12 protein-coding genes are annotated in these 12,739 nt (G+C 36.2%); 11 read left to right on the forward strand and 1 reads right to left on the reverse strand.

The genetic code is table 11. From position 1 onward, the window contains the following. The first annotated feature begins 80 nt into the window (after positions 1-80). The 8 genes from HU235_RS08825 (at position 81) to HU235_RS08860 (ending at position 7,103) form a co-directional block, all read left to right on the forward strand. Positions 81-506 carry a hypothetical protein gene (locus tag HU235_RS08825; protein ID WP_174879974.1) on the forward strand — a complete coding sequence of 142 codons (426 nt, stop codon included), beginning with the start codon at positions 81-83 and terminating at the stop codon, positions 504-506. Beyond that, positions 457-1,221, forward strand: coding sequence for an alpha/beta hydrolase (locus HU235_RS08830; RefSeq protein WP_174879975.1), 765 nt, complete (start codon positions 457-459; stop codon positions 1,219-1,221). The genes HU235_RS08825 and HU235_RS08830 overlap by 50 nt, the downstream gene beginning before the upstream one ends. A gap of 311 nt (positions 1,222-1,532) precedes the next feature. Further along, entirely contained in the window at positions 1,533-2,885 is a 1,353-nt protein-coding gene (locus HU235_RS08835) for an LLM class flavin-dependent oxidoreductase (protein ID WP_174879976.1), read from the forward strand. A gap of 82 nt (positions 2,886-2,967) precedes the next feature. After that, positions 2,968-4,008 (forward strand): ABC transporter substrate-binding protein, encoded by a 1,041-nt coding sequence (locus HU235_RS08840; protein WP_174879977.1) that lies wholly within the window; start codon positions 2,968-2,970, stop codon positions 4,006-4,008. A 37-nt stretch (positions 4,009-4,045) separates the two neighbouring features. Further along, a complete protein-coding gene (locus HU235_RS08845; RefSeq protein ID WP_174879978.1) occupies positions 4,046-4,861 on the forward strand; it encodes an ABC transporter ATP-binding protein in 816 nt (271 codons plus the stop codon). Between the two features lie 26 nt (positions 4,862-4,887). Beyond that, the gene (locus HU235_RS08850) at positions 4,888-5,712 is read left to right on the forward strand and encodes an ABC transporter permease (RefSeq protein WP_174879979.1); all 825 of its coding nucleotides are present in this window, start codon (positions 4,888-4,890) and stop codon (positions 5,710-5,712) included. Between the two features lie 148 nt (positions 5,713-5,860). Further along, positions 5,861-6,397 (forward strand): NADPH-dependent FMN reductase, encoded by a 537-nt coding sequence (ssuE, locus tag HU235_RS08855; RefSeq protein ID WP_095298399.1) that lies wholly within the window; start codon positions 5,861-5,863, stop codon positions 6,395-6,397. 229 nt (positions 6,398-6,626) lie between these two features. Continuing rightward, positions 6,627-7,103 carry a DinB family protein gene (locus HU235_RS08860; protein ID WP_145580655.1) on the forward strand — a complete coding sequence of 159 codons (477 nt, stop codon included), beginning with the start codon at positions 6,627-6,629 and terminating at the stop codon, positions 7,101-7,103. A 75-nt stretch (positions 7,104-7,178) separates the two neighbouring features. Here HU235_RS08860 and HU235_RS08865 read toward each other — a convergent pair whose 3' ends face one another. Beyond that, on the reverse strand, positions 7,179-8,018 hold the full coding sequence (locus tag HU235_RS08865) for an AraC family transcriptional regulator (RefSeq protein WP_174879980.1): 840 nt from the start codon (positions 8,016-8,018) through the stop codon (positions 7,179-7,181). Between the two features lie 137 nt (positions 8,019-8,155). Here HU235_RS08865 and HU235_RS08870 point away from each other — a divergent pair, with 137 nt between their 5' ends. The 3 genes from HU235_RS08870 to HU235_RS08880 all read left to right on the forward strand — a co-directional run bounded on the left by HU235_RS08870 (position 8,156) and on the right by HU235_RS08880 (position 12,738). Then, positions 8,156-10,174: a beta-galactosidase gene (locus HU235_RS08870; protein ID WP_174879981.1), complete on the forward strand. Its 2,019-nt coding sequence runs from the start codon at positions 8,156-8,158 to the stop codon at positions 10,172-10,174. Between the two features lie 339 nt (positions 10,175-10,513). Further along, entirely contained in the window at positions 10,514-11,347 is an 834-nt protein-coding gene (locus HU235_RS08875; RefSeq protein ID WP_174879982.1) for a sulfite exporter TauE/SafE family protein, read from the forward strand. A 506-nt stretch (positions 11,348-11,853) separates the two neighbouring features. Next, positions 11,854-12,738, forward strand: a complete 885-nt coding sequence (locus HU235_RS08880; RefSeq protein WP_145580651.1) for a LysR family transcriptional regulator — start codon at positions 11,854-11,856, stop codon at positions 12,736-12,738. Position 12,739: the final 1 nt, after the last annotated feature.

Here is a 12,739-nt window from a genome sequence, read left to right on the forward strand (position 1 = left end):
CCGTAATTAAGGTTAGCCTTTTAATTATAGTTAGTTCATCTTTTAAAAAAAATTGAGAAACATAAAGGAGGTAATATGTTATGCAAAGGAGCGTTTCTAACTTATTAAATAGGCAGCAGCAACATATAAAAACAGCCTTGCATATAACACCTTCGCTCAATCTACCTGACCTTAGTTTCTATAATATATGTAATCAACAGTATAGGATTAATCGTGGTGTTTATAATGCGATTGATGATTGGTTCTTTAAGTATGGAATCATCGATGTAGTTTACAGACGTATTTATATTCTTGCCTTTTTGGATTTTGTCTCAAATAAATATAAGGATAAAGCTGAATCTAGTAAATATATAAGATTTGGACATGGGGGACTAACGAAAGCGTTAAATATCTTCATTTCTTCTTATATAAATGAAGAAGAGGCAGTGGAAAATAATGATTTTAGGGGGAAGAGTCATGAAGGAAAAATTTCCAGTGATAACAGGAGCGGAATCCTTTTTTCTTAAAGGAAATGATATAGGCTTGCTGCTTTCCCACGGATTTATGGGGACTCCTCAAAGCGTACAATATATAGGAGAAAAATTATTTCATTTAGGATATACGGTTTGTGCACCAAGGCTAAAGGGGCACGGTACTCATTATAAGGATTTAGAAAAATCATCCTATCAGGATTGGTTACTAGATCTTGAAATCAATTATAAATTATTAAAAGAAACATGTTCATCTATTTTCGTTATTGGTCAATCAATGGGTGGAACATTAGCACTTTGGATGGCAAAAAAATATAAGGATATTAATGGATTAGTCCTTATTAATGCTGCATTAAATGTCCCGAATTATGAAAAATGGATTGGAAAAACAATGCCAAAGTATATTCATGAATCAGAACCAGATATTAAGCAAGAGAATGTCTATGAGATAACATATAACAAGGTTCCGATTAAATCAATAAACCAACTGCAATTGCTTATGGAAAAAACGCCAGAATTTCTACAAGCAATAACTAATCCCACAGTATGCTTTAAATCAGCTGAAGACCATGTTGTACCACCTGAAAATACGGATTTTATCTACCAACACATTAGTTCTATTCATAAAAAGGTTATTACACTCCATAATTCCTATCATGTCGCATCAATGGACAATGACAAGGACAATATTGTCAAATATACACATCAATTTATACAGAAAACCTTGGAAGAAAAAGCTGTTGAATTGTAATGATAGTTTTCATAAAGAAAACTGTAAAATCAGATTGAAAACAGGGCACTTTGATGATAATATAAAAATACCAAAAAATACCATTATTGTCCGACTAGTTCACTAGAGGCTCTTATCCTTTACATATTTAAAGGTAAGGGCCTTCTTGCTCTGACGAAATACAACAATTTTTAAGGGGGTGAATTCTCGTCATCAACGTAGATGAATAGGACTTATGCTGATCGGTAAACCGAAGGCTCTTCCGAATTAGGAGGAGTCTTTATTTGTTAATTACAATTGCTTTTATTCATTAAAAGGGGAGTGTTTGTAAAATGAGTAAATCAAATCGACAAATGAAGCTGGGGGCATTTTTTATGATTCCTGGTCATCATGTTGCAGCATGGAGACATCCAGAAAGTGCTGCAGAAGATGTGCAACAATTTCACCTGTATAAACGTCTTGCAGAACAAGCGGAAAAGGGAAAGTTTGACATGATTTTCTTTGCGGATGGATATGCAATTAATGACAAGCTTCAATCAGCAATTGAACATACCGTAACTGTAAGACCTGACCCACTTATTTTATTGGCAGCAATATCAGCAGTAACAACTAAAATCGGTTTAACAGCAACGGTATCAACGACATACAATGAGCCATTTCATGTTGCGAGAAAATTTGCTTCACTTGACCATTTAAGTGGGGGACGTGCCGCATGGAATGTTGTGACATCAGGACAAAATGCAGAAGCATTAAATTTTAATCGAAATGAGCATCTAAAACATGGCTTACGATATGAACGTGCAGAAGAGTTTGTAGATGTAGTGAAAAAGCTATGGGATAGCTGGGAAGACGATGCAATAATTGTAGACAAAAAAGCTGGAAGATTTGCTGAACCATCAAAGGTCCATGAAGTGAATCACAATGGGGATTGGTTCACGGTAAAAGGTCCTTTAAATGTGTCAAGACCTCTTCAAGGACACCCGGTAATTGTTCAGGCTGGTTCATCTGAAGCAGGAATTGAGTTAGCAGCAAAAACTGCTGAAGTTATTTTTACTGCCTGGCAAACAATCGAGGAGGCACAAAACTTTTACAAAAATGTAAAAGGGAAATTATCTAAGTATGGACGTTCACATGATGACTTGAAAGTTATGCCAGGTGTTTTTCCGATTGTCGGGAAAACGGAGGAAGAAGCAAATGAAAAGCAAGCTTTATTAAAAGAGCTAATACCAGAAAAGGCAGGGGTTGGATTGTTATCATCACTTATCAGCTATGATTTGTCACCATATCCTGTTGATGGACCTTTACCAGATCTACCTCATATTTCAGAAATAAACGGAGGTAAAAGTAGGTTTCAGCTACTCAAGGATATTGCAGACAGAGAGCAGCTTACAATCCGTCAACTATATCAACATATTGCAGGGGCAAGAGGACATAGAGAGATTAAAGGAACACCTGTTCAAATAGCAGATCAATTACAAGAGTGGTTTGAAAATGAAGCAGCAGATGGGTTCAACATTATGCCACCATATCTACCAGGTGGACTCGATGATTTTGTTGAGCAAGTCATTCCAGAACTACAAAAACGTGGATTGTTCAGAACTGAGTACAATGGGAATACATTGAGAGATCATCTTGGACTAAAGCGACCGTTATCTTCATTTAGTAAGGAGCATTCAATTGGATAAAAACATCTTATTTTGACTTTAAACCAAGTAAACAGCTAGGTTAATAGGTATATTGTGTGATATATGGAAGGGGAAAATAAAGATGAACTCGATAACAAAGGTGGTTACAGTTAGCTTCTATGTCCTAATACTTTCAATTTTTGTAATAGGGTGTAGTAATCAAGCAAATAGCAGCACTGGAAAAGATAATTCTGGAGAAAACGAACTAGAAGTTGATACATTACGTTATTCAGGGTCAACAGGACAAGTGACATTTTGGGAATTAGCTGAGGATTTAGGGTATCTTGAGCCATTGAAGCTTGAATGGACAGGAAATTCAACTAGTGGTCCGGAAAACATCCAAGCAACTGTAAGTAATAGTATTGATTTTGGAGGAGCCTTTAACGGTGCAATACTCAAATTGAAGGAAGCTGGTGCACCGATTACGGCTGTTATAGGATATTACGGCTCAGATGAACAAACATATAGTGGCTACTATGTTCTAGAGGATAGTCCAATTAAGGAAGCAAAAGATTTAATTGGCAAAAAAATAGGTGTTAACACATTGGGAGCTCATCATGAATTTGCCATTGTTGAATTTTTACGAAGAGAAGGGCTAACAGAGGAAGAAATTGAGCAGGTCAATTTAGTTGTCATTCCGCCTGCTAGCGGTGAACAGGCGTTACGCTCTGGGCAACTGGATGCAACAACACTTGGAGGAGTTATCCAAGAAAAAGCATTAAAGCGAGGTGGAATTCGTCCGTTGTTTAAAGATACTGATTTATTCGGTTCCTTTACAGCTGGAAGTCTTGTCTTTAGAGACGATTTTATTAAGAAAAATCCAAAAACAGTGGCTAAATTTGTCGAAGGTACAGCAAAAGCGATCGAATGGGCAAAAGTAACGCCTGTTGAAGAAGTAAGAGAGAGAATGAAAAAAATTATAGAGAAGCGTAATCGGAATGAAGATACTGAATTAATTCCTTATTGGAAATCGACTGGGATTGAATCACAGGGAGGACAGATTTTAGAAAAGGAATTTCAAGTATGGATCGATTGGTTAGAAAATGATGGATTTTTAGAAAAAGGAAAGCTATCTCCTAAAGAGGTTTATACAAATGAATTTAATCCTTTTGTTAAGGAATAAAAGCAAGCTAAGAATCGTTTAAGAAAGGGGCTTAAATATGAGCGTAAAAATTAAAATTGAAGATGTTACGAAATCATTTTCTGTTAAAAGGGGTAAAGGCACTGCTCATCAGGTATTTTCAGCGGTTTCCAATGTGAATCTTGAAATCAAAACAGGCGAATTTATGGTGCTTGTCGGTCCTAGTGGTTGCGGAAAATCAACATTGCTCGATTTATTAAGTGGGTTAACAACGCCTACAAATGGTTTAATAAAACTCGATGGGAAACCAATAACAGGTCCTGCGTTAGATCGAGGGATTGTTTTCCAACAATATGCTCTCTTTCCATGGCTTACAGCGTTAGGAAACGTAACGTTTGGGCTTGAGGAGAAGGGATATAACAAAAAGCAACAACTTGATATAGCAAAGGAATATATAGCTCTAGTTGGTTTAGAAGGGTTTGAAGACCGATACCCGCATGAGCTTTCAGGTGGTATGAAGCAACGTATCGCAATTGCTCGCAGTCTAGCATACAATCCAGAAGTATTGCTAATGGATGAACCATTTGCAGCATTGGATGCGCAAACCCGTGAAACATTGCAATCAGAATTGTTAAGGATTTGGAAAAAGACAGGGAAAACAATTCTATTCATTACCCATGGGATAGATGAGGCAGTTTACTTAGGTCAACGTGTTGCGGTTATGACATCACGACCTGGCAAAATTAAAGAAGTGATTGATATCCCTTTAAATGCTTTAGAATCAAAAGAAGACATTCGCACACAACCTGATTTTGGGGCATACCGTCAACGAATTTGGTCATTACTGCATACAGAAGTGAATAAAGCTCAAGAGCTAGAGAAACAAATTATTTAAGGTTTATGAAGGGAGGCTAAAGGCAAATGGCTAATACAGAAGAAATTATTCGTTTACCAAAAAGAGTACAGCTGTTAACAGATTATCCTAAGAAAATTCTTGTACTATTTACAAATTTATTTACGAAATCGTTCTCGATTTTATTATTGTTTGTGTTATGGGAAATCATTCCGAGACTTGGACTTGTGGAGGTAGCCTTTTTTCCACCGTTATCGACGGTGTTAATAGGTTGGTGGGAGCTAGTAACGTCTGGTCAACTATCACAGCACATCATCGCAAGTCTTATTCGCTCAATTATTGGCTTTACTATTGCGACAATTATTGCGATTCCATTAGGGTTACTCATCGGATGGTTTAAACGTTTTTCAGATTTAGCAAATCCTGTTCTTGAAGCATTCAGAAATACAGCTGCATTAGCGATCTTACCTGTTTTTATCCTATTGCTAGGAATAGGTGAGGCATCTAAAATTGCTGTTGTTATCTATGCATGTGCCTTTCCAATTCTACTAAGCACAATTAGTGCTGTACGAAATGTTGACCCTTTATTTATTAAATCTGCAAAATCAATGGCTTTAAGTCCTATTAAACTCTTTCGAAAAGTTATTTTACCTGCTGCTGTTCCAACTATCTTTGTAGGTATAAGATTAGCAGCATCGTCATCCATATTAGTTTTAGTAGCGGCAGAAATGATAGGGGCAAAAGCAGGTCTAGGTTATCTAATTATTAGCTCACAGCAAAATTTTCAAATAGCATATATGTATTCTGGAATATTAACAATATCTGCTTTAGGAATGTTTGTTAATTTCTTACTTCTTAAATTGGAAAAGAGATTTTCAAGGTGGAAGGTTTAGTCACTATTGAACAATTTAAACTGAAAACTGTCAGATAGCAAAGAGCTATTATTCTATTAAATTTGAAAAACCGAATCATGAACTGGGAAGGCATAACCTGTCTTTTCTAGAGTTACGTCTAAAATATAAAAAATGAGGAGAGAGAAAAATGGCGGATATTTCTATTATTGTAGGGGCACCAAATGATAAGTCTAGGCTTTATGGGATTTTAGAATATGCACTAACAATTCTTAAGAGACAAAATATTACGTATGAGATTATTAACATTCATACATTACCTGCGGAAGATCTAATTAAAGCAAAATTTGACAGTGCAGAAATAAACAGAGCAAATCGAATTGTAGAACAGTCAGTTGGGGTAATGATTTTAACACCGGTGTATAAAGCATCTTACTCAGGGATATTAAAATCGTACCTTGATTTATTGCCACAAAAGATATTTAAAAATAAGGTAATACTTCCACTTGTTATTGGAGGCTCCTTTGGACATCTTTTAGCGATAGAATATGCATTAAATCCAGTGCTTTCTGCTTTAGGAGCAACGAATATTCTGAATGGGGTTTATACGGTTGATAAGCAAATTGAAAGAGTCGATGATTCCTTTTCCATTCATGAGGAGGCACAACAAAGATTAAAGAACGGTCTAGATGCTCTAACAAATAGACTATTGGTTGGGAAAGTATGAGATTTTAAGTCCCTATACAGGTGATGAATGAATAAAGCTTCAATTCCTTGATATGAAAGGGAGTGGAGCTTTTTTTATTTTCGGTATATCGCTAATTGATCTGTTTGATTTCTTTATCAGAAATAGAAAAAGTAAATAATCACTATTTAATAGTCATAAAAATTGCAAATGAAAACCTGAGATGATTATAATGAAAATTGATAATTGGAACTAATAAAGGAGTGATTCAATGTACAGAACAGTAAATGATTTTTTATTTGATTGGTCTAACTCAGCGAGCGGCACGATTAGTGTTTTAGAGGCTTTAACTGATGAAAAATTAAATCAAGCAATCGTGGAAGGGCATAATACACTCGGCTGGTTAGGTTGGCATTTAGTGACAAGTGTTTCGTTTTTTGCCGGACAAATAGGTTTGAATGTTACCGTTCCAGGTGATGTGAAAACTGTACCTAACAAGGCAAGTGAGATTCTTGATGCGTATAAAAAGGTATCTGAAGAATTGAAAAAGGCTGTTGAAGAGGGATTAACAGATGAAAGCATCGTTGAAAAGGTTGAGGCTTTTGGACAATTAACACCTCGCGGCATGATGCTCAGTAAATGCATCGAACATCAAACACACCATCGCGGACAAATGACAGTACTTCTACGTCAAGCCGGACTAAAAGTACCTAGTATTATGGGACCAACAAAAGAAGAGCAAATGTAAGTACATATGTAACGTTAACGCTAGAATCAGTATCAGACTGTATCTAGCGTTTTTTGCTTATAAAAGAGTCGTGTATTAAATAACACCGTTGAGATGACGATACTTCTCAGGAGGAATTCCGACCATTTTTCTAAAAGTAGCGACAAAATGGCTTGTAGAACGGAAACCAACTTGCTCTGCGATTTCTCCAATCGTTGTATCATTGTTTTCTAGGAGAAGCTTTTTGGATTGCTGGATTCGTAAATTCACAAAATAGGCATAAGGAGTTACATGGAAGTTCTTTTGAAATAATGAATTCAAATGCCGTTTTGATGTGTTGATAAATAGCGCCATTTCATCTAGGCCAACGTCTGGATTCGAAAGCTGGGATTTCATCCAGTCTATAAGTGAATATAAAGTATTTAAGTTATTCGTTTCTTTTAAACTACTCTTATAGGTTTTACCGTATTTTTTTAATAGGAGGAGAAATTCATATACATGGGAAGAAGCACGAATGCTAAAGCTATCTGTTGTCTCTTCACTTTGCTTTAATATGTCCATAATGAATGTTGAAATCGGTGCCTCTTGTTCCCAATGGAAAAAGGCAGATTGATAGAGTTCAAGTGTAATTAAAATCTCTTTTACCATCATCCCACCAAATGTGATATAGAGTGTTTCCCATGGTGTGGAATCACTTTGTTCATTTCTATAAGAATGTTGCATATGAGGTAAAAGGAGGAAACCGTTATTTGCAGTAAGGTTTATTTGTTGATTCTGAAATAGGATAGAGCCTTGTCCGCTGACCGTTTGAATCCAATGGTAATATGGATAACCATTTGGCCGTGTAATCGTCTCCTGTACAGGATTGAAACCAATTGTTTCAACAAAAAGCGGCAGTTTATTTTCGTTTAAGGGAATGAGAACATGCTTTTTCATCGGTATGCATCCTTCCGAAAATCATTGTATAAAGAGTTCCTTTTTCTTATATCGCTTTCCATTATATTATATATATTCCGATTTTGTAATCGTATACAATGTAATTATAATGATATAAAGGAAAAAGGTGATGGGATATGATTAACGAAAAACTTCCAAAAATTTGGTATGGTGGGGATTATAATCCAGAGCAGTGGGAAAAAGAGGACTGGGATGAAGATGTTCGAATGTTCAAGCTTGCGGGGATCGATGTTGCGACATTAAATGTGTTTTCTTGGGCATTAAATCAGCCTAATGAAGAGACGTATGACTTTTCATGGCTTGATGAACAAATTGACAGGTTATATCAAAATGGAATATATACCTGTTTAGCAACGAGTACAGGTGCTCACCCCGCTTGGATGGCTAAAAAATATCCAGATGTTCTAAGAGTTGATTATGAAGGAAGAAAAAGAAAATTTGGCGGCAGACATAATTCATGTCCAAACAGTCCAACTTATCGAAAATATGCTGAAAAGATAGCAGACAGATTAGGCGAAAGGTATAAAGATCATCCAGCAGTTTTAATTTGGCATGTATCTAATGAATACGGCGGCTACTGTTATTGTGACAACTGTGCTGAAGGCTTTAGAAAATGGTTGCAGGATAAATACGGAAGCTTAGAAAGCTTAAATAAAGCATGGAATACACGATTTTGGGGCCATACGTTTTACGAGTGGGATGAAATTGTCCCTCCTAATGCTATAAGTGAAGAGTGGAATGGGGACTCGACAAATTTTCAAGGAATATCTTTAGACTATCGAATTTTTCAATCTGATAGCTTACTAGAGTGCTATAAACTAGAGAGGGATGCTTTAAAAAAACATAATCCGAATATCCCAGTTACGACTAATTTAATGGGAACGTATAAAGAGCTTGATTATTTTAAATGGGGCAAAGAGATGGATGTTATTTCATGGGATAATTATCCTGCATATGACACACCAGAAAGCTTTACAGCGATGAGGCATGATTTAATGCGAGGCTTAAAAAGCGGCCAGCCGTTTATGCTTATGGAGCAGACACCAAGCCAGCAAAATTGGCAGCCATATAACTCTTTAAAGCGTCCGGGTGTCATGCGCTTATGGAGTTATCAAGCAGTAGCTAGAGGTGCGGATACCGTCATGTTTTTCCAATTAAGACGATCAGTTGGTGCTTGTGAAAAATACCATGGAGCCGTTATAGAGCATGTCGGTCATGAGAATACAAGAGTTTTCCGCGAAACAGCCACACTAGGAAAAGAGCTTGCACAGCTTTCCGATGCATTGCTCGACTCACGTGTACAAGCGAAAGTAGCCATCGTGTTTGATTGGGAAAATCGCTGGGCAACGGAATTATCAAGCGGACCATCAAAGGCATTGGATTATGTAAATGAAGTTCATAAATATTATGTAGCCCTTTATGAGGAAAATATAGCTGTTGACATGATCGGTGTTGATGAGGATTTAAGCAAGTATGAAATCGTCTTTGCACCTGTATTATATATGGTGAAAACAGGATATGCCGATAAGGTGAAGGAGTTTGTGAAAAATGGAGGAACGTTTGTAACGACGTTCTTTAGTGGCATTGTGAATGAGCATGACCTTGTTACTCTTGGCGGTTATCCAGGAGAATTACGAGATCTTCTCGGGATTTGGGTAGAGGAAATCGATGCACTGCCACCTGAAGTAACAAATCAAATTGTTATGAAAAAGGAAACTGGCAGTCTATCAGGTAGCTATGAGTGTAGCTTATTGTTTGATATCATCCATTCAGAAGGTGCCCAAGTTCTTGCTGAATACGGATCAGATTTCTATGCAGGTACACCTGTCATTACACGTAACACATTTGAAAAAGGAAAGGCATATTACGTAGGCACATGCCCGGACCCGTCATTTTTGTCGGACTTCGTCAAAACAGTGTGTGAGGAAAAGGAAATCAAACCTTTGCTTGATGCACCAAAAGGGGTAGAGGTCACAGAAAGAACGAAAGACGGTCACTCATACTTATTTGTTCTCAACCACAATGCAACAAAAGTTGAAGTAGAGATTAGTGAAGGAAAAGATTTATTAACAGCTGAGGAATTAAATGGGAAGACATCATTAGATGGATATGGAGTTATGATTGTAAAGCGATAAAAAAGAAGCGAGTGTAAATTATAGATTGTTTTTAGTGAAAGATTATCTTTTGAATGGCAGAGGAATTTTGTTTTTTAAACTAATACTCAAAAATGCAGAAATAAGGGGTTTCTCAATATGAGGAATCCTTTTCATTTTTAGTTTCTTTCAGTAAAATAACTATTTTCTAACCTCGAAAAATATATTACCAAGGCTTGAATTTATCCTCTTATATCGATTTTGTATAATTCTGATTGCATTAGTGGGTATAACAGTTATTTATAGCCTATAAAATTATTCAAATATACAATTCTCCATTCCTTTGATAGCCTTAAAGCATAAGGGAAAGGAGAAATGATGATGGAACTTACTACAGGTTTATTACTGCTAGCAGTCGGTATAATAGCAGGGAGCTATGGAACAATTGTTGGAGCTGGAGGCGGCTTTATATTCGTACCAGCACTTCTACTATTGTTTCATATGGATCCTAAGGTAGCAGCTGGTTCCGGAATTGTTATCGTATTAATTAACTCCTTATCTGGTGTCATTGGTTATGCCAAACAAAAGCGTATCGATTATCATACAGGTTTAACACTAAGTATTGGCGCTCTTCCTGGTTCCTTATTAGGTGTATGGCTACTACAAATCTATTCATCAAGCTATTTCTACGTCATTTTTGCAACGATTTTAGTTGCATTAGGAATTTTCTTATTTGCGAATAATTCACCTTTAGCTATTTTAAAAAAGAAAAAGGTTCATTTAATGAATAAAGAAGGAAGTTATAATGAGGTTGCAGCAACATCAACTGTTTCAGCGCCTTTTACAGATAAGAAGGGTCACCTTCCCATAACATTTATTCTTCCAATCGGATTTCTAATGGGGGTCTTATCTAGCTATTTGGGAATCGGAGGCGGTTGGCTGCTTGTTCCCATTTTAATTTATGGATTTAAAGTACCAACACATGTAGCAACCGCAACATCTATTTTTTCTCTAACTCTTTACTCTTCAGTTGGGGTCATCTCCCAAATGTTTTATAACAGTATTGACTGGATGACTGTATTTTGGGGTGGTTTAGGAGTGATTGTTGGTTCGCAAATTGGTGTACTTCTCTCGAAAAAAATTCCTGGAAAAGTAATACTCCAAATGCTATCTGTTTTATTAATTGTTATTGGTTTTCGGATGTATCTAAACTAGTGTTTTATGTTATCTTCTAACAGATATACACATGGGTCAACAAAGTTAAATTTAATATATGTGGAAAAGTGTTTTAAAGCAAGCAAGTAAGGTAATTTTATAGAGGTAACCTACTATCTTCGCTATCGCTACTTCAAACGTGTTGATTCAACATTCTATAAAGTCATTTATTTGAATCGACCATCTCTCCAAACTATGTCTTTTCATGACTTTTCAGGATACTTATCATCCATGGGATGCTGCTGAGAAAAGCTACTATTATTGTGTAAATATAAAGATTAATTAATGAAGATTTTGAGCTATAATTTAGATAGTGGGGGTAATATTTCTTTACCTCCTATTTAGTAATTTTTAAATTATGATTGTATTAATAAAAGTAATAATAGAAAGAAGATATGCTATTTTATCCAAAGTAGTTTGAATAATTAAGGAAATTATTGTTTTTTAAGGATTCCCTAAATCGAAGAAAACATAATGAAAATATAGAAAAAGGTGGTGAAGCAGAGATGAATATTGAAAGCTTAAAAATGTTTTGCCATGTCGTGGATGAAGGTAGTATTACGAAGGCGGCAAAGTTAGGATTTGTTTCTCAACCGGCGGTAACGAGACAAATTCATCAGCTTGAGGAATTATATGGTGCTCTCTTATTTGATCGAGTGGATGGAAAGCTAAAGCTATCTGAGGCTGGGAAGGTACTCTATCCATATGCAAAGGAAATTATTGATTATACAGAAAGATCGTTTGCTGCTGTTCATGAGCTTACTGGTCGGGCTGAGACGGTTCTAAATGTTGGCACTAGCTTAACCATTGGTGAATATCTATTGCCAGATATACTGGGAAGCTTTAGCAAAATTTATCCGAATATTAAGTTCAGCATAACGGTAAGAAACACACCTACTATACTAACTAAATTAGAGCATAACGATGTTGATGTTGCGTTAGTTGAAGGTGCAGTTGGCAATAAAGAACTAATCACTGAAAAATTTGCAGACGATGAATTGGTCTTAATCGTTCCAGCAAATCATCGGTGGACAAAGAAAGAGAGCATAAGCATAATTGAACTACCAGAGGAGAAAATGCTGTGGCGTGAGACTGACTCAGGAACACGTCAAATCGTTGAAGATGCTTTAAGTAGATTAGAAATTCTTGAACAAATTAGAAATTCGATGGAATTAGGAAGTACACAGTCGATTAAAAGCGCGGTTGAAGCTGGGCTTGGAATAAGTATTCTCCCAAAGTTGACCGTACTTAGAGAGTTGAAATACGGGGTATTACGAGAGGTAAAGATTGAAGGATTACAGCTTGTAAGAGATTTATGGTTGGTGCAAAAGAATCATCGATTTCCTAAGACTGGTTTAAATTACTTTATAGAATATATTCGGGGTTTATAAA

This window comes from Metabacillus niabensis, from assembly GCF_902829255.1.
In the GTDB taxonomy this organism is placed as follows: domain Bacteria; phylum Bacillota; class Bacilli; order Bacillales; family Bacillaceae; genus Metabacillus; species Metabacillus niabensis.

Coding starts and splice junctions, on each gene's coding strand:
- HU235_RS08830 (WP_174879975.1), top strand. CDS start 457: ATGAAGGAAAAATTTCCAGTGATAACAGGAGCGGAATCCTTTTTTCTT.
- HU235_RS08840 (WP_174879977.1), top strand. CDS start 2,968: ATGAACTCGATAACAAAGGTGGTTACAGTTAGCTTCTATGTCCTAATA.
- HU235_RS08850 (WP_174879979.1), top strand. CDS start 4,888: ATGGCTAATACAGAAGAAATTATTCGTTTACCAAAAAGAGTACAGCTG.
- HU235_RS08870 (WP_174879981.1), top strand. CDS start 8,156: ATGATTAACGAAAAACTTCCAAAAATTTGGTATGGTGGGGATTATAAT.
- HU235_RS08880 (WP_145580651.1), top strand. CDS start 11,854: ATGAATATTGAAAGCTTAAAAATGTTTTGCCATGTCGTGGATGAAGGT.
- HU235_RS08875 (WP_174879982.1), top strand. CDS start 10,514: ATGGAACTTACTACAGGTTTATTACTGCTAGCAGTCGGTATAATAGCA.
- HU235_RS08835 (WP_174879976.1), top strand. CDS start 1,533: ATGAGTAAATCAAATCGACAAATGAAGCTGGGGGCATTTTTTATGATT.
- ssuE (WP_095298399.1), top strand. CDS start 5,861: ATGGCGGATATTTCTATTATTGTAGGGGCACCAAATGATAAGTCTAGG.
- HU235_RS08845 (WP_174879978.1), top strand. CDS start 4,046: ATGAGCGTAAAAATTAAAATTGAAGATGTTACGAAATCATTTTCTGTT.
- HU235_RS08825 (WP_174879974.1), top strand. CDS start 81: ATGCAAAGGAGCGTTTCTAACTTATTAAATAGGCAGCAGCAACATATA.
- HU235_RS08860 (WP_145580655.1), top strand. CDS start 6,627: ATGTACAGAACAGTAAATGATTTTTTATTTGATTGGTCTAACTCAGCG.
- HU235_RS08865 (WP_174879980.1), bottom strand. CDS start 8,018: ATGAAAAAGCATGTTCTCATTCCCTTAAACGAAAATAAACTGCCGCTT.